This window comes from Erwinia sp. INIA01 (assembly GCF_025947915.1).
Taxonomy (GTDB): domain Bacteria; phylum Pseudomonadota; class Gammaproteobacteria; order Enterobacterales; family Enterobacteriaceae; genus Erwinia; species Erwinia coffeiphila.
In genome coordinates this window covers 168,145-190,647 of sequence record NZ_JAPDNC010000011.1, presented here as the reverse complement: position 1 = coordinate 190,647, position 22,503 = coordinate 168,145, and the positions used below count along the sequence as shown (strand labels likewise).

Annotated in this window: 21 protein-coding genes; 6 read left to right on the top strand and 15 right to left on the bottom strand. The window is 57.3% G+C overall.

Translation table 11 applies throughout. The features are described 5' to 3' along the window. Window positions 1–86 precede the first annotated feature (86 nt). The 5 genes from OMR58_RS19630 to OMR58_RS19610 are packed head-to-tail and all read right to left on the bottom strand — an operon-like array spanning window position 87 to window position 4,659. Window positions 87–791: an ABC transporter ATP-binding protein gene (locus OMR58_RS19630; RefSeq protein WP_105594685.1), complete on the bottom strand. Its 705-nt coding sequence runs from the start codon at window positions 789–791 to the stop codon at window positions 87–89. After that, entirely contained in the window at window positions 784–1,509 is a 726-nt protein-coding gene (locus tag OMR58_RS19625) for an ATP-binding cassette domain-containing protein (RefSeq protein ID WP_105594686.1), read from the bottom strand. The genes OMR58_RS19630 and OMR58_RS19625 overlap by 8 nt, the downstream gene beginning before the upstream one ends. Further along, entirely contained in the window at window positions 1,506–2,537 is a 1,032-nt protein-coding gene (locus OMR58_RS19620; protein WP_264546728.1) for a branched-chain amino acid ABC transporter permease, read from the bottom strand. The genes OMR58_RS19625 and OMR58_RS19620 overlap by 4 nt, the downstream gene beginning before the upstream one ends. Continuing rightward, on the bottom strand, window positions 2,537–3,406 hold the full coding sequence (locus tag OMR58_RS19615; RefSeq protein WP_200543670.1) for a branched-chain amino acid ABC transporter permease: 870 nt from the start codon (window positions 3,404–3,406) through the stop codon (window positions 2,537–2,539). The genes OMR58_RS19620 and OMR58_RS19615 overlap by 1 nt, the downstream gene beginning before the upstream one ends. Before the next feature lie 11 nt (window positions 3,407–3,417). Further along, window positions 3,418–4,659 (bottom strand): urea ABC transporter substrate-binding protein, encoded by a 1,242-nt coding sequence (locus tag OMR58_RS19610; RefSeq protein WP_264546727.1) that lies wholly within the window; start codon window positions 4,657–4,659, stop codon window positions 3,418–3,420. Window positions 4,660–5,384: 725 nt separating this feature from the next. Between OMR58_RS19610 and bglF the strand changes: the two genes are divergently transcribed. From bglF to OMR58_RS19595, 3 genes are all read left to right on the top strand, one after another. Then, window positions 5,385–7,262 (top strand): PTS beta-glucoside transporter subunit IIABC, encoded by a 1,878-nt coding sequence (bglF, locus tag OMR58_RS19605; RefSeq protein WP_264546726.1) that lies wholly within the window; start codon window positions 5,385–5,387, stop codon window positions 7,260–7,262. A 21-nt stretch (window positions 7,263–7,283) separates the two neighbouring features. Further along, on the top strand, window positions 7,284–8,678 hold the full coding sequence (locus OMR58_RS19600; RefSeq protein WP_264546725.1) for a glycoside hydrolase family 1 protein: 1,395 nt from the start codon (window positions 7,284–7,286) through the stop codon (window positions 8,676–8,678). 179 nt (window positions 8,679–8,857) lie between these two features. After that, window positions 8,858–10,165 carry a carbohydrate porin gene (locus OMR58_RS19595; RefSeq protein WP_264546743.1) on the top strand — a complete coding sequence of 436 codons (1,308 nt, stop codon included), beginning with the start codon at window positions 8,858–8,860 and terminating at the stop codon, window positions 10,163–10,165. A gap of 78 nt (window positions 10,166–10,243) precedes the next feature. Here OMR58_RS19595 and licT read toward each other — a convergent pair whose 3' ends face one another. Both licT and OMR58_RS19585 read right to left on the bottom strand, forming a co-directional pair. After that, window positions 10,244–11,110 (bottom strand): BglG family transcription antiterminator LicT, encoded by an 867-nt coding sequence (licT, locus tag OMR58_RS19590; protein WP_200543680.1) that lies wholly within the window; start codon window positions 11,108–11,110, stop codon window positions 10,244–10,246. Between the two features lie 161 nt (window positions 11,111–11,271). Continuing rightward, window positions 11,272–12,891: a peptide ABC transporter substrate-binding protein gene (locus tag OMR58_RS19585; protein ID WP_264546724.1), complete on the bottom strand. Its 1,620-nt coding sequence runs from the start codon at window positions 12,889–12,891 to the stop codon at window positions 11,272–11,274. Between the two features lie 207 nt (window positions 12,892–13,098). Between OMR58_RS19585 and mpaA the strand changes: the two genes are divergently transcribed. After that, window positions 13,099–13,806, top strand: a complete 708-nt coding sequence (gene mpaA, locus OMR58_RS19580) for a murein tripeptide amidase MpaA (RefSeq protein WP_264546723.1) — start codon at window positions 13,099–13,101, stop codon at window positions 13,804–13,806. Here mpaA and ycjG read toward each other — a convergent pair. Beyond that, entirely contained in the window at window positions 13,786–14,769 is a 984-nt protein-coding gene (gene ycjG, locus OMR58_RS19575) for an L-Ala-D/L-Glu epimerase (protein ID WP_200559495.1), read from the bottom strand. The two genes, mpaA and ycjG, sit on opposite strands and share 21 nt — an antisense overlap. 118 nt (window positions 14,770–14,887) lie before the next feature. Here ycjG and tpx point away from each other — a divergent pair, with 118 nt between their 5' ends. Continuing rightward, window positions 14,888–15,391 (top strand): thiol peroxidase, encoded by a 504-nt coding sequence (gene tpx, locus OMR58_RS19570; RefSeq protein WP_200543691.1) that lies wholly within the window; start codon window positions 14,888–14,890, stop codon window positions 15,389–15,391. A gap of 47 nt (window positions 15,392–15,438) precedes the next feature. On the opposite strand, the gene tyrR is transcribed toward tpx, so the two are convergent. The 7 genes from tyrR to pspA all read right to left on the bottom strand — a co-directional run bounded on the left by tyrR (window position 15,439) and on the right by pspA (window position 21,153). Next, the gene (gene tyrR / locus OMR58_RS19565; protein WP_105594707.1) at window positions 15,439–17,004 is read right to left on the bottom strand and encodes a transcriptional regulator TyrR; all 1,566 of its coding nucleotides are present in this window, start codon (window positions 17,002–17,004) and stop codon (window positions 15,439–15,441) included. A gap of 113 nt (window positions 17,005–17,117) precedes the next feature. Then, entirely contained in the window at window positions 17,118–18,173 is a 1,056-nt protein-coding gene (locus OMR58_RS19560; RefSeq protein ID WP_264546722.1) for a YcjF family protein, read from the bottom strand. Further along, window positions 18,170–19,567 (bottom strand): YcjX family protein, encoded by a 1,398-nt coding sequence (locus OMR58_RS19555; protein ID WP_200559499.1) that lies wholly within the window; start codon window positions 19,565–19,567, stop codon window positions 18,170–18,172. The genes OMR58_RS19560 and OMR58_RS19555 overlap by 4 nt, the downstream gene beginning before the upstream one ends. Before the next feature lie 53 nt (window positions 19,568–19,620). Next, complete coding sequence (gene pspD, locus OMR58_RS19550) at window positions 19,621–19,851, bottom strand: phage shock protein PspD (protein WP_200559501.1); 231 nt, start codon at window positions 19,849–19,851, stop codon at window positions 19,621–19,623. A gap of 26 nt (window positions 19,852–19,877) precedes the next feature. Continuing rightward, window positions 19,878–20,228 carry an envelope stress response membrane protein PspC gene (pspC, locus tag OMR58_RS19545; protein ID WP_105594711.1) on the bottom strand — a complete coding sequence of 117 codons (351 nt, stop codon included), beginning with the start codon at window positions 20,226–20,228 and terminating at the stop codon, window positions 19,878–19,880. Further along, on the bottom strand, window positions 20,225–20,452 hold the full coding sequence (gene pspB / locus OMR58_RS19540) for an envelope stress response membrane protein PspB (protein WP_105594712.1): 228 nt from the start codon (window positions 20,450–20,452) through the stop codon (window positions 20,225–20,227). Before pspB ends, pspC begins: the two co-directional genes overlap by 4 nt. 35 nt (window positions 20,453–20,487) lie before the next feature. Beyond that, window positions 20,488–21,153 (bottom strand): phage shock protein PspA, encoded by a 666-nt coding sequence (gene pspA / locus OMR58_RS19535; protein ID WP_200559521.1) that lies wholly within the window; start codon window positions 21,151–21,153, stop codon window positions 20,488–20,490. A 187-nt stretch (window positions 21,154–21,340) separates the two neighbouring features. Between pspA and pspF the strand changes: the two genes are divergently transcribed. Further along, window positions 21,341–22,330 carry a phage shock protein operon transcriptional activator gene (pspF, locus tag OMR58_RS19530; RefSeq protein ID WP_234471708.1) on the top strand — a complete coding sequence of 330 codons (990 nt, stop codon included), beginning with the start codon at window positions 21,341–21,343 and terminating at the stop codon, window positions 22,328–22,330. Window positions 22,331–22,503 lie beyond the last annotated feature (173 nt).

Sequence of the window (22,503 nt, the reverse complement as noted above, 5' to 3'; positions counted from 1 at the left end):
TTTGTTTGCTCTGCCTGCCGCTGTGTCGTTTGGGACAGCGGCAGGCTGCCAGTCAGCCAGAAGGATGGCCACCGGCAGCAGCCGACTCAGGCATTAAACCCCAGATATTGTTCCGCTACCCGGGCGCTGGGCGTGGTTGCCGGGTCGATCTGGCGGACGATTTGCCCCTTTTCAATCACGTGAATACGATCGGAAAGCGCGTAGAGGAACTCGATGTCCTGCTCAACCAGGATAATCGAGATATCCATTTCATGGCGCAGCCGCTGGAGCGTGTCGATAATTTCTTCGCAGATATTCGGCTGTATACCTTCCGTCGGTTCGTCCAGCAGCACCAGCTGCGGCCTGCCGCACAGGCAGCGGGCCAGCGCCAGCAGCTGCTGTTCACCGCCTGACAGTGCGCCGCCCGGCTGCGCCAGCAGCCGCTTCAGGCGCGGGAAAATATCCAGCATCTGCCCGATGATCTCTTCAGCCCGCGAGAACTGCTTAACGCATCCCATACGCAGGTTTTCCTCTACGGTCAGCTGCGGAAAGATTTGCCGCCCCTGCGGAACGAAGCCGATGCCCGCAGCCGCCCGCTGGTGCGGCTGGTAGCCGGTAATATCGATACCGTTTAGCGCGATGGTGCCCTGCCATGCGGGCAGTTCCCCCATGATGGTGCGCAGCAGCGTGGTTTTACCCATACCGTTGCGGCCCAGCACGCCGGTAAAGGATTTGGCACCGATAAACAGCTCGGACAGGTGCAGCACCGGAATTTTATTGTAGCCGGAGACCGTTTGTTTCATTTCAAGCATGTTTAATCTCCAGATTGCCAAGGTAGGCTTCTTTGACGCGCGCATCCTGAGTCACCTGGCTGAAGGTGCCTTCGGCCAGCACCTCGCCCTGGTTAAACACCGTCACCTGCTGCGCGATCATGCCGATGAAATCCATATCGTGCTCAACCACCACCACCGTACTTTGCTGGTTAATCCGCTGTATCAGCGCGGCGGTTTTACGCACTTCGTGGTGGGTCATTCCGGCGGCGGGCTCATCCAGCAGCACCAGCTGCGGGCGCGAAATCAGGATCATCCCCAGCTCCACCCACTGGCGCTGGCCGTGGGCCATTTCGGAGAGGATGTCATTTTGCCGATCGCTGAGGCCGATATCCTCCAGCACCCGATCGACTTCGCCCGCGACCGCCGCTTTATCCATTTTGTTCGCGGCGGCAAGCCACAGGTTTTCCGCCACGCTCAACCCTTCAAACACGCTGGGGACCTGAGTTTTGATGCCGATACCCAGCCGGGCAATTTCCCACGGCCGTTTACCTGATATCACCCGATCGCGATAGCGGCACTCCCCGCGCGTGGGCGTCACCTGGCCGCTGAGCATTTTAAAAAAGGTACTTTTCCCCGCGCCGTTAGGGCCGATCAGGCAGCGCAGTTCGCCCTCGTTCAGGGTGAAGTCCACCGCTTTAACCGCATGAACACCACCAAAGCTGACGCCCATTTGGTGCGTCTGAAGTAATACGGTCATGGTTTCACCTCTTTCACCTGTACGGAGGAAGCCGGCGCGGCAGGCCGACGCTTGCGCCGCCAGATCCGCTGCAGGCCGGGCAGAATGCCGCCGGGAATTAACAGCACGAAGAGGGCGAGGATCACGCCAAGGACCAGATTGACATCAACCGTTTGCTGCGCGCCCAGCCGGGTTACCATCCACTGCAGCAGCATGCAGCTGATCACCGGGCCGAGCAGCGTTCCGCGGCCGCCGACGATCACCCAGATAATGATCTGCGCTGACTGGCTGATGCTGAACACGCCGGGGCTGACAAACGCGCCCCAGTTAACGTACAGACACCCTGCCTGCCCCGCCACGGCGGCACCGATGGCAAAGGTCACCAGCTTGTGGGCCGGAACGTTATAGCCCAGCAGGCCCGCACGCTGTTCGTTTTCTCGGATCGCGACCACCGTTTTACCAAAGCGGCTGAGCAGCACGAACTTCAGCAGCGCGTAGCACAGCGCCAGGCAGGCTGCGGTGACGATAAACAACGCTTCCGGGGACAAGATAGCGTCCGGCTGGAAAGGAATGTTGAGCGTTGGCACCGAGGGAATGCCGTTAAAGCCGCCCAGCAGCGCCTCGCCGATATGGTATTCACTGCCCGACGTGGAGTTGACCCAGTTGAACAGCACCAGACTGACCGCCAGGGTGATCGCTCCCAGATAAACGTCGCTGACGCCGCCGTAAAAAATCACATAGCCCAGCAGCACGGAGAACAGCGTTGGCAACAGCACCGCCATCACCACAGCCCAGGTCGAATCCCCCCAGTTGATGGCGCAGACCGCATAGGTATAGGCCCCGATGCCGAAGAACGCCGCCTGGCCGAAGCACAGAATGCCGCCGTATCCCCAGATAAAGGCCAGGCTTAGCGACAGCAGCCCCATCACCAGAAACACGGTGAGGGACAGCAGCGTGTAAAGCTCAATCACTCCCGACAGCCAGAACGCAGCCAGCACCACCAGCAGCGCGGTCACCACGATCTGTAGCTTTTCAGCAAGCATTTTCATTACAGCGATCTCCTGAAGAAACGGCCGGTGATGCCCTGCGGCAGCAGGCGCAGCAGCACGATGGCGCTGAGCAGCAGTGCCACGGCACCAAACACCGGCGTGGAGAGGTAGGTCACCAGCTGCGAAATGGTGCCAAACAGCGTGGAAGAGGAGAGCGTACCGGCAATAATCGCGCTACCGCCGCCAATCACGGTGATAAACGCTTTAGCGATAAAGCTGACGCCGATGGTTGGGATCACCCCGGTGATCGGTGCCAGCAGCGCGCCGCCCAGCCCCGATAGTGCCGCGCCCAGCCCAAACGTCAGGCTATAGATTTTGCCGGGGTTACTGCCCAGCGCAGCGGCCATCCGCGCGTTTTGCATGGTGGCTCGGGCGCAGAGCCCGAGGGTGGTAAACCGCAGCAGCAGCCAGAGGGCACCAATCAGGCACAGCGCGAAAAGAATGATAAACAGCGAATAGCCGCTGGTGGTGTAGCTGCCCACGCTCACCGCCGGCAGCGGTGCACTGATCCCCAACGTGGTGTTACCGAACGCCATCGTCGCCGCGCCAATCAGTGCCAGGCTCAGCCCCCAGGTGGCCAGCATGGTATCGATCATCCGGCCATAAAGATGGCGGATGATAATGCGCTCGATGACGATACCGAAGATGCCTACCGTCAGGGGCGCAACCACCAGCATGGACAGCCAGATCGGAACGCCAAGGTGGTTGGTGGCCAGAATCGCGCTGTAGCCGCCGAGCATCATAAATTCGCCGTGGGCCATATTGACGATTTTCATCATGCCGAACACCACCGCCAGCCCCAGGCTCATCACCACCAGCACGGCAATGGCATTGAGAACCTCAATGCCATAGATAATCAACAAATCCATAGCCGTTCTCCTTACAACTCAATCTGATACTGCCTGGTATCACGCGGATTTTTCTTCAAGTCGCACACCATGGCGGTATCGACCGGCGCCTGGCGCGTAAAGGTCTCCAGAATCTTCATCTGATGATTTTCCACTTCGGCAATATGCACATCCAGCGTGCAGTGATGGGTCACCGGATCGACGATCAGCTGGCCGCTCGGCGAGGTTAATGAAATGCCGGATTCCAGCGCTTCAATCACCTTCATGCGGTCGATATCCCCGGCCTTTCTCACCCCTTCCGCCCAGATCAGCATGCCCTGATAGGCTCCCATCGCCAGATCGCTGATGTACGGCACGCTGCTGCCGTAGCGGGCCTGGAATTTGTCTACAAAGGCTTTGTTTTCCGGCGTTGGAATTTCCTGCATATAGTTGGCGCAGACCAGAATGCCGTTGCTTTCCTCCGGCGACAGGATGATATGTTCGTTGCCGCCGCCAAACACGGTAGAAGCAATCGGGATCTTGCCGCTCATGCCCGAGGCGTGCCACTGGCGGTAGAATGAGATATGGGCCCCGCCGACCAGCGCAGACCAGACCATATCCGGTTTGGCGCTCTGGATTTTTGAAATGGCGGCACCGAAATCCGTGACGTCCAGCGGGAAGAACTCCATGGCAACGGTTTCACCGTCGTTTTCTTTGACGAATTTTTTCACCCATGCCGAGACGATCTGCCCGTAGTTGTAATCCGCCGCGAGAATATAGACTTTTTTCCCCCACTTTTTCATCGCGTAGGGCACCAGTTTTTCCACGGTTTGCGCAGGCGTTGAGGCGGAAGAGAAGTAGTTGCGGTCGCAGACGCCGCCCTCATACTGCGCGGGATAGAAGTAGAGAGAACGGAAACGGTCCAGCACCGGGCGGATCACTTCACGAGAAGCGGAGGTAATGCCGCCGTGGACCACCGCAACTTTATCTTTTAATGCCGCCTGCTGGGCATACTGCGCATAAAGCTGCATGTTGGACTGCGCATCGTAATTAATAATCTGTACCGGACGCCCCAGTAATCCGCCTGCCGAGTTAATTTCTTCGGCCGCAAGATTAATGGCATCCGACATCGGTTTACCGTAGATATCAAGACCGCCGGACAGGTCCAGAATACTGGCGACTTTAATCGCCTCTTTCCCGTCAGCCGCCAGGCTGAATTTTGGCGCAATGCCTGCTGCCATGCCCAACGCAGATAATGCAGATCCCTGAATAAATGAACGACGACTAATAGCCATAGCACCCTCGAAGTGAAGTAGTTATGTTAATAAGAAGATTTCCGGGTTACGGACAGAAGCAATCAGAGACACGCAGACGGCGCTGTCTGCACAGATTTGAAAGGCGGGCCACATCTTTGGGGCCGATGGTATCAAGCAATTAGCGGGCCATCTTTTTACGTTTCATGACAAACTCAGCTATTCTGCGGCTGGATCTCGCCTGAAAATAAATTATTTAACTGCGGAATTAAAAATGCGCACCAATAAATAACAACCGGCACCAAATCGGTGCATGAATATCGCTATCAATGGGTTTTTATACTGGCACTTATAACAAAGCACGTGGCTCAGACAACAAAGAAAATATCATCACCACAACAGAGAAAAAGAATGAAACCGTTTTAACCCCTGCCATTTTTATCAACGAAGTTTATTCGTTTATATTAATAAAATAACTCAATGACGCTGCCGCCTGGTGTTCGTCAGCATCGCAGGTTGACCAACAACGGCTCAGACTGGAAAAAGGTGAGCCCGCTCACGAAATCCAGTTTTTGCCGTTACCCCCCCTTGTCAGCCTGCCGTAACTGAGGAACTATTTGCGTCAACAAATCAGGATTGCTACTGAATTTCAGGCAAAACCTAAACAGCTTTTCATGGACCGTGGTCCGTCTGAAGCTGTTTAGGTTTTTTTTTGGCCTGAATTCAGTAACGGCCCGTTGACAAGATGTCAGAACCAGGAGCATACGATGAAGTACCAGGCGTTATCAGAAGAGATCCTGCAAGGGGTTGGCGGCAAGGCAAATATCAGTTCGGTGATACATTGCGCAACCCGCCTACGTTTTAAACTGAAGGACAGCAGCAAAGCCGATACCGCCGGGCTGAAGAACAACCCGGGCGTGATTATGGTGGTGGAAAGCGGCGGCCAGTATCAGGTCGTGATCGGCAATCACGTAGGTGATGTCCATCAGGCACTGCTGTCCGTAGCGGGCCTGGGCGACGGCAGCAGCGACGGCAGCGATGAACAAAAAGGCTCGCTGTTTGCCCGCCTGATTGACGTTATCTCCGGGATTTTCACGCCATTTATCGGCGTGATGGCCGCATCGGGTATTCTGAAGGGACTACTCTCCCTGGCGCTGGCGCTGAACCTGATTAGCGAAGACGCGGGCCTGTATAAAATCCTGTTTGTCGCCAGCGATGCGCTGTTCTACTTCCTGCCGGTGGTGCTGGGTTACTGCGCAGGCAAGAAGTTTGGTGGCAACGCCTTCACCACCATGATTATCGGTGCGGCGCTGGTGCATCCGCTGATGCTGGCTGCTCTGAATGCCGAGCAAAGCGGTGCCGCGCCGCTACACGTCTTCGGCGTGCCGGTGATTCTGATTAACTACAGCTCTTCGGTGATCCCGATTATATTTGCCGCCTGGCTTTCCTGCCTGGTGGAGCGCACGGTACACAGCCGCCTGCCGGGTGCAATTCGTAACTTCACCACCCCGCTGCTGTGCCTGGTTATCACCATTCCGTTGACCTTTATGGTCATTGGCCCGGCGGCAACCTGGCTGAGCCATCTGCTTGCCGACGGCTATCTGGCGATCTATCAGTTCAGTCCAACCTTTGCAGGCGCCTTTATCGGTGCGTTCTGGCAGGTCTGCGTGATCTTCGGCCTGCACTGGAGCCTGGTGCCCATCATGATCAACAACCTCAGCGTGATTGGTTCAGATACCCTGCTGCCGCTGCTGATGCCCGCCGTACTCGGCCAGGCCGGTGCCACGCTCGGCGTGATGCTGCGTACTCGTGATGCCAAAACCAAAGGAATTGCGGCCTCCGCCTTCAGCGCCAGCCTGTTTGGTATTACTGAGCCAGCGGTCTACGGCATCACCCTGCCGAACCGCCGTCCGTTTATTTTCGGCTGCATCGGCGGCGCACTGGGTGCAGCGGTGCTGGGCTTCTGGCACACCACTTCTTATTCATTCGGTATGCCGTCAATTTTCACCTTCAGCCAGGTGGTGCCGAAAACCGGTTTTGACGCCAGCGTGATGGCCTCATTTGCCGGTGCCATCATTGCTCTGGTCTTTGCCGCCGTCGCGACCTGGCTGTTTGGCCTGCCTGCCGCGAAGGCAGAAGAAGCTCCGGCCCCGGCACCGCAGGCAGTCGTCAATCCCGATCTGCTGGCAAAAACCCAGATCGCCAGCCCGATGACCGGCGCGGTGGTCGCACTGGAGCAGGTGCCGGATGAAACCTTCGCCAGCGGCCTGCTGGGCAAAGGAGTGGGTATTCAGCCTACGGTGGGCCGCGTGCTGTCACCGGTTAACGGCACCGTTGCCTCGCTGTTCCGCACCCGTCATGCGATTGGCCTTGAGGCCGATAACGGTGCGGAAGTGCTGATCCACGTCGGCATCGACACGGTAAAACTTGACGGCCTGCACTTTACCGCACACGTCAGCCAGGACGACCGGGTAAGCGTCGGCGATCTGCTGCTGGAGTTTGATATCGACGCGATCCGCGCCGCCGGATATGACCTGACCACGCCGGTGCTGGTCAGCAACAGTGATGACTATATCGACGTGCTGGTTGCCAGCCAGCAAAGCGAAGTGACCGCAGGCGATCCCCTGCTGGCGCTGATTAAATAATTTTTCACAAGGAGAACCATCATGACTCAACGTTTCCCACAAGATTTCCTCTGGGGCGGCGCGGTTGCCGCTAACCAGGTTGAAGGTGCCTGGCAGACCGATGGTAAAGGCCTGTCGACCTCGGATCTTCAGCCACAGGGTATTTTCGGCGAGCGCGTGGAACGCCAGGCTGGCGACTCAGGCATTAAAGATGTGGCCATCGACTTCTATCACCGCTATCCGGAAGACATCAAACTGTTCGCCGAGATGGGCTTCACCGTCCTGCGCACGTCGATCGCCTGGACCCGTATCTTCCCGGAAGGCGACGAGTCGCAGCCGAACGAAGCCGGATTGGCCTATTATGATCGTCTGTTTGACGAGATGGCGAAATACAACATTCAGCCTCTGGTGACACTGTCACATTACGAGATGCCGTACGGCCTGATCAAAAAGTACGGCGGCTGGGGCAGCCGTACCACCATCGCCTGCTTCGTGAAATATGCAGAAACGGTGTTCGAGCGCTTTAAGCACAAGGTTAAGTACTGGCTGACCTTCAACGAAATCAATATGTCGCTGCACGCGCCGTTTACCGGCGTCGGTCTGCCGGAAGAGAGCAACAAGCAGGCGGTGTATCAGGCCATCCACCATCAGCTGGTGGCCAGCGCGCTGGCGGTTAAAGCCTGCCATCAGATCGTCCCGGAAGGGAAAATCGGTAACATGCTGCTGGGCGCGATGCTCTATCCGCTGACGCCAAACCCGGCTGACGTGATGGAAACGCTGCAGCAGAACCGCGACTGGCTGTTCTTCGGCGATGTGCAGACCCGCGGCTATTATCCGTCTTATATGACCCGCTTCTTCCGGGAAAATGGTATTACGCTGGATATTACCGAGCAGGACAAAATCGACCTGCGCCAGCCGGTCGACTTTATCTCCTTCAGCTACTACATGACCGGCTGCGTTACCACCGACGAAGAGCTGAACCAGAAAGAGCGTGGAAACATTCTCAATATGGTGCCGAACCCGCATCTGGCGAGTTCCGAATGGGGCTGGCAGATCGACCCGGAAGGCCTGCGCTATCTGCTGAACGTGCTGTACGACCGTTATCAGAAGCCGCTGTTTATCGTTGAAAACGGCCTGGGCGCCCGCGATACCGTGGAAGCCGACGGCTCTATCAATGATGACTACCGCATCGCCTACCTTAACGATCACCTGGTTCAGGTGCGCGAAGCGATCGATGACGGCGTAGAAGTGCTGGGTTACACCTGCTGGGGACCTATCGACCTGGTCAGCGCATCAAAAGCCGAGTTCTCCAAGCGCTACGGTTTTATCTACGTTGACCGCGATGACCAGGGTAACGGCACCCTCATCCGCACCCGTAAGAAAAGTTTCTTCTGGTATCAGGACGTGATTAAAACTCACGGCGAATCACTGAAATAAACTATCCGGGCAGTCACGCTGCCCGATTAATTAACGCCCCATAAAAAACTGTTCCGCAATAACGGGAACAGGGGGCGTTGTCGTGCCCTAACCCTTCAGAATGAATATAAAAAATGAACAATATCTCTCTGTGTTTAAATAATAAGAACCGCCTGGCGCTGATCGCGCTCGCCGTTGGAATGAGTACTTCAGCCGCGTACGCGCAGGAGTGGAACGGCACCGCGCTGGGCTTCCAGGCCCCGCAGGAAGGGCTGCTGGGCGATATGCTGGGGATTCGCCCAATTCTGGAAGATAATGGCTTCCATTTTAATTTAGGTTATTTAAGCCAGGTCTCCTATAACGCCGGCGGCGGATATAATCACGATAAGCATGCCGCTTATATCGACCAGTTCTCTTTAACTTTCGCTCAGGATTTAGAAAAGCTGACCGGTATTTCCGATGCTAAAATTGAAGGAAATATCGTTAATCGTAACCACAACGACAGCCTGACCAATAAGCGCTTAAAAGACGACCGGGTTAATTTCAACGATATTTCACAGGAAAGCTACGGCGGCCAGTCCATTACCCGCCTCGGCTGGCTGACCTTCTCGCGTACCTTTGACGATCGCCGCCTGCAGTGGCGTATCGGTATGATGAATAAAAACCAGGACTTCGACCAGATTATCCCGTGCGACTTCCAGCTGCTTTCGCAGTGTGGCGGTAAATCCGCTAACTCGATGACCTGGTATAACTGGAATGCCCACTACTGGGGAACCACCCTGCAATATAAGCTGACCGACGAGCTGACAATCAAGGGGGGCATCATGGAACAGAACCCTGACGCCACCGCCCGCAGTCACGCGTGGAGCTGGTCAACCAAAGGCAGCAAGGGGATGCTGCTGCCGCTTGAACTGGAGCTGAAAACCCACGTCAACGACCTGCCGGGGATCTATAACGTCGGCGTGCTGTTTACCAATGCGAAGCAGTACGATCTGTCCGAAGGGAAATCGCAGTCGCGCGGTGCCGATGACCCGGAAGGCTACCGCAGCTATAACCGCACGTGGTTCCTCTACACCGGCTTTAATCAGCAGCTGACTCGCCACGCCGATGACGCCACGCGCGGGCTGAGCACCTCATGGAGTCTCGGCCTGAGCGACCAGCGCAGCAACTACATGCATGCAACGCTGGCCGGTTCCCTGCGCTATCACGGTCTGTTCGACGCGCGCCCGGATGACTGGATTGGTTTTGGCGCCAGCTATATCAAAATGAGCGATCACTATCGCGACAATCAGCAGGCGCTGAACGACATTCAGGGCGTGGATGACTACGGCAACCCGCTCTACAGCCCGCTGCCTGGCCACTCGGTGAACGCCGAACTGTACTACCGTCTGCGCGTGACCTCCTGGCTGGAGCTGCAGCCCGCACTGCAGTACTGGCATCGCCCCGGCGGCCTGAAAGAAACTCAGGATGCGTGGGTTACCGGGCTGAAAACGGTGGTCACCTTCTGATCGACCCGGTTCGTATCTGAGGCATAAAAAAGGGTGCTGGCATGATTGCCAGCACCCTTTTTCGTTTCGCCGCTTGTATCAGGCTTCGTCGTCGCTTTCACCCAGCGCCAGCGTCTCTTTACGCACCCGTTCAATGTGAATGGTCAGGAACATGCGCTCCTCACTGCCCAGCTTGTACTGGTAGTTTTTAATGATGTGGCGATCGATTTTATCCACGCACTTATACGCCTGCGGATAGCGATCGCGGACCACGTCGTGCAGCGATTCATCGTCGCTGTAAACGCCCTGTTTACCGAGCATACGCTGGGAGAAAAATTTCAGATGGGTGACAAAGCGGTTGTAGCTGAGTGAGTCGGTCTGGTAGTCCAGCTGCAGCTGGTATTTCACAATGTGCAGGATCTCCTGCATAAATTTGGTGATATGCATCACCGCCGGCATTTCGCTGTCCAGCTGCGCGTTAACCAGATGTAGCGCTATAAAACCCGCTTCATCGTCGCTCATCCTTACCTTCAGGCGCTTTTCAATAATATCCAGCGCGGCCAGGCCGATGCCGTACTCCTTCGGATACAGGCTGCGGATCTCCCACTGCAACACGTTGCGGATGGGCAGATTCTGCTGATGGCGGACCAGGGCAAAATGAATATGATCGGTCAACGCAATCGCCACCTGCCCTTCATGCAGCGCGGTCCCCAGCTGCTGACGCGCCAGTGCGATCACGCATTCGCTGGTGATGACCACTTCAATGGGGATTTCGGACAGCAGTTCACTTAAACGCCCGGTCAGCTCGCGGCTTTTCAGGGCAAAGGTTTTCTCCACCAGCTGCGGGTCCAGTTCGTCGTTCGCGCGCTTTTTAAACGCCAGACCGCGCCCCATCACCACCTGTTCATTGCCGTGTTCGTCGTGAACGATCACCACGTTATTATTTAACACTTTCGCTATTTTCATTTCCCGGCCCGAAAACAAAAAAACCTGACCGCCGGAAAATCCGACAATCAGGTTTTGCCTGTATGATTACAGTAACAATCCAATCCCGCTACGATAATGGATAGATTACGACTCACAAGTTCCTGGCTACCGAATTGTGATACAACTCCCGATTTAGCGGATCAGTGCTTCAGAATATACATCGTGCGGCTGTAGGCGACGTCTTCCGGGTTGGTAATCGGATAGCCCTTCACGTACGGTTTTATCAGTCGTCCGTTGGTGTACTGATAAATCGGTGCAATCGGCGCACGTTCGGCAATCATCTGCTCGGCGCGGTTATAGTCGTCGTTGCGCGCTTTCGCGCTGGTTTCCCGGCTGGCTTTATCCATCAGCGCATCATATTCCGGGCTTTTAAAGCGGGCGATATTGCCGCTGTGCGCCGAGGTCAGCAGGCTGAGGAAGGTCGACGGCTCGTTATAGTCGCCGACCCAGGAGGCGCGGATAATATCGAAGTTACCGCTGTTGCGGCTGTCGATGTAGGTTTTCCACTCCTGGTTTTGCAGCTTAACGTTGACGCCCAGATTCTTCTTCCACATCGACGCTACGGCGATAGCGATTTTTTGGTGCGTTTCCGATGAGTTATACAGCAGGGTCAGGTCCAGCGGCTTCGACGGCCCGTAACCCGCCGCCGCCAGCAGAGATTTTGCCTGCGCATTGAGATCCGACTGGCTGTGCTGCTGCAGGAAGCTTTCCTTCGGCGTAAACCCGGCGGTTACATCCGGCGTGAAGTGCCAGGCCGGTTTTTCCCCGGTGCCCAGTACCTTTTCAGCGATGATTTTACGATCGATACTCCACGAAAGCGCCTGACGCACGCGGACGTCGGCGGTCGGCCCCTTCTGGGTATTAAAGGCATAATAGTAGGTACCCAGCTGATCCGGGGTATACACCTCGCCCGGTAGCTGTTTTTTCAGCAGGCCGTAAAGCTCTTTCGGGAAGGATTCGGTGATATCGATATCACCGGCGCGATAGCGTTTCGTGGCGCTCGACTCCTCGCTGATCGGCACAAAGGTGACCTTATTCAGCACCGAGTGGGCGTTGTCCCAGTAGTTCGGATTACGCACCAGAACCAGCTTTTCATTTACCACGCGGCTTTCCAGCTGATACGCGCCGTTGCCGACCAGGTTGCCGGGGCGAGTCCATTGGTCGCCAAACTGTTCGACGACTTTTTTCGGTACCGGGAACAGGCTGAAGTTGGCGGTCAGGCTGACAAAGTACGGCACCGGTTTATCCAGCGTCACTTTCAGGTGAGTGGCGTCGGTTGCCGTCACCCCCAGTTTGTCCGGCGTCATGGTGCCTTTGACGATGGCACCGGCATTTTCAATACCCGCCAGCTCGGCAAACCACGCAAAGGTTGAGGTATTTTTCGGGTCAACCAGCCGCTGCCAGCTGTAGACGAAATCGTCGGCGGTAACCGGATCGCCGTTGGACCAGCGGGCGTCCTTACGCAGGGTGAAAATCCAGGTTTTGTTATCGTTGCTTTGCCAGCCGGTGGCGACGCCGGGGATGATTTTGCCGCTGGCATCCTGATTAGTCAGCCCTTCAAACAGATCGCGGATCACCGGGATTTCAGGCAGTCCCACGGCCTTGACCGGATCCAGCGAAGCCGGTTCATCTTTAATATGGCGCACAATTTCCTGGCTGGCCGCCAGCTGGGTCCCGGGCGGCACGTCGGCAGCGCGCGCGGCAGAGGAGATACACAGCGCCAGAACGGCGAGCGCGGGAACGGAAAAAGCCTTCTTCATAAAGACATCCTTAGCTGTCAGCAGCAGACGATAAGCGGCGGGTCTGAAATATTGCAGAAACTGTAGCGCAGTTTGTCGTGGAACAGGCATATTTTTCAACGGGCTGTGTCAAAAGCCTCACTTTTTTCTTTTACTGCCTGCCACCCACTCTCTGCTACGCTGATTTGAGTATAGTGTCAGCATGACGCCTTTTTTCTGGAGCCAATTATGTCGTTACTTCACCCCCGCCCGCTGCGTGGCCGCCTGGATACCAACGGAAAACAGTACGGACAGTCGCTGCTCGGCGCGCCGCTGCTGTGGTTTCCTGCCCCGGCCGCGGATGATGAAAGCGGGTTAATTCTTGCCGGCACCCACGGTGACGAAACCGCCGCCGTGGTCACCCTTTCCTGCGCCATGCGTTCTTTGCAGGACCAGCATCGCCGCCATCACGTGGTGCTGGCGGTGAATCCGGACGGCTGCCAGCTGGGGCTACGCGCCAATGCCAATGGCGTTGACCTTAACCGCAATTTTCCGGCGGCCAACTGGCAAAATGGCGACACGGTTTATCGCTGGAACAGCGCGGCGGAGGAACGGGACGTACTGCTATCCACCGGAGATCGCGCCGGTTCAGAACCTGAAACTCAGGCGCTGTGCCAGCTCATCCATCAGTTGAAGCCACAGTGGATCGTCACCTTCCACGAACCGCTCGCCTGCATTGAAGATCCGCATGAAAGCCCGCTGGGGCACTGGCTGGCGGAACAGACCGAACTGCCGCTGGTGACCAGCGTCGGCTATGCCACCCCCGGTTCGTTTGGCAGCTGGTGCGCCGACCTTAACCTGCCCTGCATTACCGCCGAACTGCCGCCGATTTCAGCCGATGAAGCCACCGAACGTTATCTGGCGGCGATGGTGGCGCTACTTCGCTGGCACCGCTGACAGCGTGATGCGCCCGCAGCTGAACGGCAGCGCGGGCTCTGCATCCACCGCCAGCCACGTCGGGCCGTCGAGATCGACAAATCGCGCCCCGGGGGCCAGCGGCAGCGCAGCACGAATGGCGCGTGAGGTACAGAGCATGCAGCCGAGCATAATATCAAAGCCCTGCTGGCGCGCATCCGCCGCCAGCGCCAGCGCTTCGGTCAGGCCGCCGGTTTTGTCCAGCTTGATATTGACCATCTCATAGCGGCCGCGCAGCCCCGGAAGATCCTGCCGCGTATGGCAGCTCTCATCGGCGCAAATCGGCAGCGGATGAATAAAGTTTTCCAGCGCAGCGTCTTCACCTGCGGGCAGCGGCTGCTCCAGCATCGCCACGCCGAGATCGGCCAGCAGCTGGCAGCGCGCAGCCAGGCCTTCGGCATGCCAGGACTCATTGGCGTCAATAATCAGTGTGGCCTGAGGCACCGCGGCGCGGATAGCGACCAGGCGCTCGGCAATCAGATGATTATCCAGTTTGATTTTTAACAGCCTTGCCCCGTTTTGCCACAGGGCAAGCGCGCTGCTGGCCATCATTTCCGGCACGTCGATGCTGACGGTTTGCGCCATATCGATGACCTGCGGTTCCGGCTCGGCGGTCAGCTGCCACAGACTGCGCTGGGTGAGCTGTGATTCCAGCTGCCACAGCGCGCTGTCGACGGCGTTGCGCGCCGCGCCTGCGGGCAGTACCTGCTGAAGCTGTTCGCGGGTCATACCCTGCTCAATCTGCGGTATGATGCCGCTAATCAGCGCCAGCACCGATGCTTCGCTCTCGCCGTAGCGCGTATAGGGGGAACACTCACCCTGTACCCTGACGCCCTGCTCTTCCAGTTCAACGACCACCACCCCCACTTCATTGCGGGTGCCGCGGGCGATCACAAACGGCGTATGCAACGGCCAGCTTTCCGGGTACACCTTCACTGCTCTCATGCTCATGTCCTTATATGCCCTGGGCTTTTAATTTTGTTATCGTTTTTTACTGTCTCATAGCTTCAGCATGACATACACTGAAAGCGTTTAAACACCATTAACATTAAAAGGATAGTCTATGTCTCAGACCGTACATTTTCAGGGTAACCCGGTTTCCGTTGACGGCCAAATCCCTGGTCCAGGCCAGAGCGCGAAACCCTTTACCCTGGTCGCGAAAGACCTTGCCGATGTCTCTCTTTCGCAGTACGCAGGTAAACGTAAGGTGCTGAATATCTTCCCAAGTATTGATACCGGCGTTTGCGCGGCGTCAGTGCGTAAATTCAACCAGCTGGCTAACGACCTGGACAACACCGTGGTGCTGTGCATTTCTGCCGATCTGCCGTTCGCTCAGTCCCGCTTCTGCGGTTCTGACGGCCTGAGCAACGTGGTGACCCTGTCCACCCTGCGCGGCGGCGAGTTCAAGAAAGACTACGGCGTGGCAATTGCTGAAGGTCCGCTGGCCGGTCTGACTGCCCGTGCGGTAGTGGTGCTGGATGAGCAGGACAACGTGCTGTACAGCGAGCTGGTGAATGAAATCACCACCGAACCAGACTACGATGCGGCGCTGGCTGCACTGAAGTAACTGTGTTGCAGGCCAGCCGTCCGGCTGGCCTTCTTGTTGTTTCCCGACTACTCGCTGTCTGTTTTCTTCTGGCTCAGGCCATATTCACGCAGTTTATTGGCAATCGCGGTGTGCGATACGCCCAGCCTTTTCGCCAGCTTGCGCGTGCTGGGATAGGAGAGATAAAGACGGGTCAGCACCGAGCGTTCAAAGCGGCTGGTAATTTCATCCAGCGAGCCTTCAATCGCATCATCACCCAGCGGCATTTCCATCGCATATTCCGGCAGCGCAATATCCTGTGGTCGCAGTTCATAGCCCTCCAGCTGGGCCAGTGCGCGGTACAGCGCATTTTTCAGCTGACGCACATTTCCCGGCCAGGTATAACGCGTCAGGAACCCGTTCAGCTGCGGCGACAGCTTCGGCCTTGCCATGCCCTGTTCATCGGCAAAGCGGGCAACGAACATTTCAGTCAGCGGCAGGATATCCTGCGGGCGGTCGCGCAGCGGCGGCAGATTCAGCGTCAGCACGTTCAGCCGGTAAAACAGATCTTCACGGAATTCCCCGCGCTGAACCAGCTCCATCAGGTTACGCTGGGTGGCGCAGATCACCCGCACATCCACGTGTACCTCATGTTCTTCGCCCACGCGGCGGAAGGTGCCGTCGTTCAGGAAGCGCAGCAGTTTGGTTTGCATACGCGGCGACATTTCACCGATCTCATCCAACAGCACCGAACCGCCGCTGGCCTGCTCGAAGAAGCCTTTTTTCCCTTCCAGCGCGTTTGGATAGGCGCCGGCCGCGTGACCAAACAGTTCGCTTTCAGCCACATCATCCGGCAGCGACGCGCAGTTCAGCGCCAGGAACGGCTTTTTACCGCGAGCGCTGCGCAGATGGCAGGCGCGGGCCAGCATATCCTTACCGGTGCCGGTATCGCCAACAATCAGCAGCGGTGCGTCCAGCATCGCCAGCTTGCGCGCCTGATCGATGACCTGGCGCATTTTGCTGCTGACGGCAACAATATGCTGGAATTCGCTGTCATCGTTCACCGCCAGATTTTGCAGCTGCTGCCCCATGCGTGCTGTCGATTTCAGCAGAACCACCGCACCGGCAGGCGTGGTGGCATTATTTTCATCGTCACGGGCATAGATAGGCGTCACTTCCATCAGGAAGTCTCGCCCCTGTAGCACGACATGGTGCGCCTGCGCCTCAATGCGCTCACTTTCCAGCCAGCGCTGGAAGTTAAAGCCGGGGATAAGTGCACCCGCGCTGTAATTACGCATTTTCTCTTCATTGAGATCGAATAATGACTGCGCCGCCGGGTTTGCCAGTTCAACCTTGCTTTTTAAATCAATGGAGAATACCGGCTCGGGCAGAGCAACAAGCAGCGCGCTCAGCGCTCGATGCTCGCGCTCGGAAGGCAGAAATGCGACCGTACGTACGTCGGTTACACTTGGAATGCGGCGGATTTCCGCCATCAGCTGACTGAACTGTTCAAAGCTGATGGTGGAAAAATTCAGGTAGATGCGGCCAATAGCGGCAATTTCGATACCGCGTAGATCGATGCTGCGTTCTACCAGCAGATCCAGCAGTTCACGGGTCAGACCAATTCGGTCCTGGCAAAATACTTCGAGACGCATGGATGTAAACCCTTATTGTTGCGGTGTCTGGCACTGTCACAATAATACGCTATCCCGCGGCCACTCAGAAGCATTCTGTCAGGAAAAGTTGACAGCGACTGTAATCAGCCGTGTCATTTTTCGCGATCGGGCGACCGCTTCAGGCTTTCTTTTAGCTGGCCTATCAGTTCACGGCGGAAATCGCCCAGGCGCGGCTTATCATCTTCCAGCCAGGGCAGCGGGCGGCAAAGCTCCATGGCTTTAATGCCGAGGCGCGCGGTCAGCAGCCCCGCACCGATGCCCTGTGCGGCACGCGCCGAAAGCCGGGCCGCCAGATCCTGCGACATCCAGTCCATACCCACTTCCCGCACCAGCTCCGATGCCCCGGCGAATGCAATATTCAGCAGCACCAGTTTAAACAGGCGCAGACGACTGAAATAACCCAGCTCAATGCCGTACAGCTGGGCGATGCGGTTCACCAGCCGCAGATTGCGCCAGGCAATAAAGGCCATATCCACCAGTGCCAGCGGGCTGACGGCAATCATCAGCGTCGATTCAGCGGCGCAGCGGCTGATTTCTCGCCGCGCCTGGCGATCCAGCTGCGGCTGCACCAGCCGGGCATAGAGCGCCACCACTTCACTATCGTTATGTGTTTCGTGCAGCGAGGCCTGCCAGCGCTGTAACGCCGGGTTGCCAGTGTCCAGCCCGGCCTGCTGTGCCAGCTTTTCGCAGAAAGCGCGACCTTTACCCATGCCGCGGCTGTGCAGCAATTCGCGGCCGATATCGCGCTCGGTCGCCCGCTCGCGCAGGCGGTAAAGCCGACGCCACTCCACGATGAGCGAACCGGCACCGGCGGCGACAATCAGCCCGCCAGCCACGCTGCCACCGAGGGCAATCCAGTCCTGCGCAATCCACGCCTGATGGGTCCACTGCACGCCCTGCGCCACCACGCTGATACCAAACAGGCCCAGCCCGGCGGTAACCATTTTACGCCACAGGCTGCGTTTTGGCCGCAGCGCGGCTTCCACCGCCAGCTCGCCAGCGCTCTCTTCCTGCACGTCAACTTCCGGCTCAACGGCAATAAACCGATCCTGCTGTTCAGCAAATTCCTGCTGCTGCCGCAGGACCGTCGCCTGCTCTTTGGCCAGCGGTTCAGCAAAATCCATGCGCGGTTTAATCGGTGTATTCATCGCAGCTTATCTCCCAGTAAAAATTCCAGCGCGGCATCCATACGGATATGCGGCAGCGGCCTGTCGATATCCAGCGCCTGCGGACGGAACTGCTCAAAATGAAAACCCTGCTGCTGCCAGAAGGCGTTGCCGGGAAGACGGGGCGGTACTTCGCCCGGATAGACGGTTAACGGAACACCGTCGGTCAGCCGGTGACCGCGTAATGCCGGGATGCTTTCGCCCTGATGCTCAACGTAGCCGCTCTGCGTCGCCTGCACCGAGGCCAGGCCCACGCAGTCCATGGTGATACCTTCAAACGCCGCGTTTTGCCAGGCGTCCTGCACCAGCTGCTGCAACAGCGACACCAGGTTGGCGTGCTGATCGGCGGTAACGTGATCGGACTTGGTGGCGGCGAACAGCAGCTTATCAATCACCGGGGAGAACATCCGGCGGAACAGCGTGCGCTGGCCGTAGGAGAAGCTTTGCATCAGTTGAGTCAGCGCCAGGCGCATGTCGTTAAACGCCTGCGGGCCGCTGTTCAGGGGCTGTAAACAGTCAACCAGCACAATCTGGCGGTCAAAGCGCAGAAAGTGATTTTTGTAGAAATCCTTTACCACGTGCTGGCAGTAGTACTGATAACGCGCGCGCAGCATGCCAATGTTGCTGGCGGCATCCGCCTGCGCCAGTCGGGTTTCACCGCCCTCTGCGACTTCCGGCCAGGGGAAAAACTGTAGCGCAGGGGCACCGGCCATTTCGCCGGGCAGCACAAAGCGGCCGGGCTGAATAAAGTGCAGCCCTTCCTGCTTGCAGCGCTGAAGATATTCGGTCCACGCTGCGGCGATCTCCGCCAGCCGGTTTTCGTCCGCCGGGGCCAGCGGGTCCAAACCGCTGCACAGCTGCTGCCATTTCTGCGACCACAAGGCACGGTCACCCTGTAACAGCCCGGTCATCTGCCGTGACCAGCTAAGGTAATCCTGCGCCAGCATCGGCAGATCGAGCAGCCATTCGCCGGGATAGTCGACGATTTCAAGGTACAGCGTGGAGGCATCGGTAAAATGGCGCAGCAGCGAATCGCGCGAGCGGTAGCGCAGCGCCAGTCGCATTTCGCTGACCCCGCGCGTTGGCGTCGGCCAGTCCGGCGGCGTACCGTGCAGCTGCGCCAGCCCTTCATCATAGGTAAAGCGGGGAATGCCCAGATCGCGCTGCGGCACGCGCTTCACGCCCAGCAGCCGCTGCTCGCGCACGGCGGTAAACAGCGGCAATCGGGCGTCGGTATTCACATTCAGAAGCTGGTTAACCAGCGAGGTGATAAAAGCGGTTTTACCGCTGCGGCTCAGGCCGGTAACGGCGAGGCGCAGATGGCGATCCACGCCGCGATTCACCAGCGACATCAATTCATTTTGCAGTCGTTTCATCAGGGGCCAGCTTACCTCAGGTGTTTGATTGTCCTTAGTTTAACACACTGGCGCTAGCGGGCCGGTTTCACCCATTTTGCTACAGCTCCCCGCATCACGCGGCGGAGCAGCGGTTCCAGCGCCCACGCCAGTAGAATTTTCAGCGGTTTACGCGCCACGGATTTTACCGCCCAGCCGCTCAGGCCTGCCGGGCCGTAGGTGATGGCGCTAATCAGAATAAATTTCCCCGCCTTTTTAAGCGTGGGTGCGGCCTGATGACGCAGGGTCGATTTCCCGTGACGCATAGTTTTCTCCACGTGAGTAGACACGATCAAAGCTGGCTGAAGCGGCTGCGCACGGTAAAGGTTTCTGACGTGACGTAGCGCTCCACCTCACGCAGCTGCTGCTCGCCGCCGCGCAGTTCGCGGCTAAGCTCATCCAGCAGCTGAGAGGCATTCAGCGGCGGCTGGTTGTCCAGTTCGCTCTGCGGCATTTCATCCAGCACCAGAGCCAGCGCGGCATAGGCCACCAGGGTAAAGACAAACAGCCCGAAGAACATCGACAACACCACAATCACCCGTACCAGCCGCACCGGAATATCCAGATAGTTGGCAATCCCGGCGCAGACGCCCTTCAGTTTGCCCTGCTGCGGAATACGGTAAAGCTTATGGCGGTGGTTCATGGCTGCCTCCAGTTCGGATGCTCGGCGTCGAGAATCGCTTCCAGCGCCTGAATGCGCTCACGCATTTTTTTCGCATCGCCGGTCAGCTGTTGCAGTCGTTGCAGATCGCCCTGCGACAAATCGCCGCCGCGGTTTTGCCGGTTGCTGTAGTGCAGCCACAGCCAGATCGGCGCGACGAACAGCACAAAAATAGTTAACGGTATGGCAAGAAATAACGCGCTCATTGATTCTCCTTAATACAGGCCCGTTGACGGTTGGCTTACTCGCTGCGGTTCATTTTAACTTTCAGGGCCGCAAGCTGCTGGCTGATTTCATCGTCCGCCTGTAGTTCAGCGAACTGCTGGTCGAGGGTTTTCTTTTTACCAAAGCTGTGGCTTTCGGCTTCCGCTTCCATATGGTCGATGCGGCGTTCGAACGACTCAAAGCGCGCCATCGCTTCATCAATTTTACCGCTGTCCAGCTGGCGACGAACGTCGCGAGAAGAAGAGGCCGCCTGATGACGCAGGGTCAACGCCTGCTGGCGCGCGCGGGTTTCATTCAGTTTGTTTTCCAGTTCACCAATCTCGCCTTTCATGCGGGTCAGGCTCTCTTCCACCTGGCTGGATTCCTGATTCAGCACGGCGATCAGGTCGGTGAGTTTTTGCTTCTCAATCAGCGCGGCGCGCGCCAGATCTTCTTTATCTTTGCTCAGTGCCAGCTCGGCTTTATCCTGCCATTCCGCCTGCTGGGTTTCCGCCTGGTCAATGCGGCGCAGCAGCTGTTTCTTTTCGGCCAGCGCCCGCGCAGAGGTGGTACGCACTTCCACCAGCGTATCTTCCATTTCCTGAATCATCAGGCGAACCAGCTTCTGTGGATCTTCGGCCTTTTCCAGCAGCGCGTTAATGTTGGCGTTCACGATGTCGGCGAAACGAGAAAAAATTCCCATAATAAAATCCTCTTCAATAAGATCCCGGCGTCTGCCGTTTAAACACGTTGATCGTGCGGTACGGGGATATACTATTCAAAAGGCGTGCCAGTTTTTATGTTATTGATTTTTAATGCCCAGGCGTATTTACAGTCGACAGGCTAAACTTTAGATTGGTTAATCTCGCTAAATTCTGGTGAATTTCATTATGAGCGATCGTTCCGATACCCTGCTGGGTGAGTCAAACAACTTTCTGGAAGTGCTGGAGCAGGTGTCCAGACTCGCACCGCTGAATAAACCGGTGCTGGTGGTGGGTGAACGCGGTACGGGGAAAGAGCTGATAGCCAGCCGCCTGCACTATCTGTCAGCCCGCTGGCAGGGGCCATTTATTTCACTGAACTGTGCGGCGCTGAATGAAAATCTGCTGGACTCCGAACTGTTTGGCCACGAGGCCGGTGCGTTTACCGGCGCGCAGAAGCGCCATCTGGGACGCTTTGAGCGCGCCGACGGCGGCACGCTGTTTCTGGATGAACTGGCGACGGCACCAATGCTGGTGCAGGAAAAACTGCTGCGGGTAATTGAATACGGCCATCTTGAGCGCGTTGGCGGCAGTCAGCCGCTTCAGGTCAGCGTGAGGCTGGTGTGCGCAACCAACGACGATCTGCCGCAGCTGGCGCAGGAAGGCAAGTTCCGCGCCGACCTGCTTGACCGGCTGGCGTTTGACGTCGTGCAGCTACCGCCGCTGCGCGAGCGCCGCAGCGATATTCTGGTGATGGCGCAGCACTTCGCTATGCAGATGTGCCGCGAACTCGGCCTGCCGCTGTTCCCCGGTTTTTCCTCCGGCGCGCAGCAGGAGCTGCTGGCTTACGGCTGGCCCGGCAACGTACGCGAGCTGAAAAACGTAGTGGAGCGTTCGGTGTATCGCCATGCGGACAGCGAACGGCTGCTGGATAGCATCATTATCAACCCGTTCAGTAAAACAACGCCGGTGGATCAGGTTGCAGCGAGCGAAGGCGATACCCTGCCCGACCTGCCTTTTGACCTGCGTCACTGGCAGCTGCGCCAGGAGCGCGCGCTGGTTGAAAAAAGTCTGGCTCAGGCGCGGTTTAACCAGCGCCGGGCGGCAGAGCTGCTGGGGGTCAGCTACCATCAGCTGCGTGCAATGCTGAAGAAGCACGCCATCAGCGGGGATGAATAACGGACAAAAAAAAGCCCACTCAAGGTGGGCTGAAAAATACTGGAAGCAATGTGAGCAATGTCGTGCTCTTCTCCGGTAGAGCCACCGGTGAAGCGCAGGGCAATAATAATCATTCTCACTTCTTTCTGTAAAGCACTTTGTTGAGAATTTTTCTCATTACCGCAGTGATATTG

Excerpts from the sequence above, each read along its gene's own strand:
- OMR58_RS19625 (WP_105594686.1), bottom strand. The coding sequence starts at position 1,509 with ATGACCGTATTACTTCAGACGCACCAAATGGGCGTCAGCTTTGGTGGT.
- OMR58_RS19560 (WP_264546722.1), bottom strand. The coding sequence starts at position 18,173 with ATGAATACACCGATTAAACCGCGCATGGATTTTGCTGAACCGCTGGCC.
- tyrR (WP_105594707.1), bottom strand. The coding sequence starts at position 17,004 with ATGCGTCTCGAAGTATTTTGCCAGGACCGAATTGGTCTGACCCGTGAA.
- OMR58_RS19595 (WP_264546743.1), top strand. The coding sequence starts at position 8,858 with ATGAGTACTTCAGCCGCGTACGCGCAGGAGTGGAACGGCACCGCGCTG.
- pspF (WP_234471708.1), top strand. The coding sequence starts at position 21,341 with ATGAGCGATCGTTCCGATACCCTGCTGGGTGAGTCAAACAACTTTCTG.
- mpaA (WP_264546723.1), top strand. The coding sequence starts at position 13,099 with ATGTCGTTACTTCACCCCCGCCCGCTGCGTGGCCGCCTGGATACCAAC.
- pspA (WP_200559521.1), bottom strand. The coding sequence starts at position 21,153 with ATGGGAATTTTTTCTCGTTTCGCCGACATCGTGAACGCCAACATTAAC.
- pspB (WP_105594712.1), bottom strand. The coding sequence starts at position 20,452 with ATGAGCGCGTTATTTCTTGCCATACCGTTAACTATTTTTGTGCTGTTC.
- tpx (WP_200543691.1), top strand. The coding sequence starts at position 14,888 with ATGTCTCAGACCGTACATTTTCAGGGTAACCCGGTTTCCGTTGACGGC.
- pspD (WP_200559501.1), bottom strand. The coding sequence starts at position 19,851 with ATGCGTCACGGGAAATCGACCCTGCGTCATCAGGCCGCACCCACGCTT.
- licT (WP_200543680.1), bottom strand. The coding sequence starts at position 11,110 with ATGAAAATAGCGAAAGTGTTAAATAATAACGTGGTGATCGTTCACGAC.
- bglF (WP_264546726.1), top strand. The coding sequence starts at position 5,385 with ATGAAGTACCAGGCGTTATCAGAAGAGATCCTGCAAGGGGTTGGCGGC.
- OMR58_RS19585 (WP_264546724.1), bottom strand. The coding sequence starts at position 12,891 with ATGAAGAAGGCTTTTTCCGTTCCCGCGCTCGCCGTTCTGGCGCTGTGT.
- OMR58_RS19615 (WP_200543670.1), bottom strand. The coding sequence starts at position 3,406 with ATGGATTTGTTGATTATCTATGGCATTGAGGTTCTCAATGCCATTGCC.
- OMR58_RS19600 (WP_264546725.1), top strand. The coding sequence starts at position 7,284 with ATGACTCAACGTTTCCCACAAGATTTCCTCTGGGGCGGCGCGGTTGCC.
- OMR58_RS19630 (WP_105594685.1), bottom strand. The coding sequence starts at position 791 with ATGCTTGAAATGAAACAAACGGTCTCCGGCTACAATAAAATTCCGGTG.
- pspC (WP_105594711.1), bottom strand. The coding sequence starts at position 20,228 with ATGAACCACCGCCATAAGCTTTACCGTATTCCGCAGCAGGGCAAACTG.
- OMR58_RS19620 (WP_264546728.1), bottom strand. The coding sequence starts at position 2,537 with ATGAAAATGCTTGCTGAAAAGCTACAGATCGTGGTGACCGCGCTGCTG.
- OMR58_RS19610 (WP_264546727.1), bottom strand. The coding sequence starts at position 4,659 with ATGGCTATTAGTCGTCGTTCATTTATTCAGGGATCTGCATTATCTGCG.
- OMR58_RS19555 (WP_200559499.1), bottom strand. The coding sequence starts at position 19,567 with ATGAAACGACTGCAAAATGAATTGATGTCGCTGGTGAATCGCGGCGTG.
- ycjG (WP_200559495.1), bottom strand. The coding sequence starts at position 14,769 with ATGAGAGCAGTGAAGGTGTACCCGGAAAGCTGGCCGTTGCATACGCCG.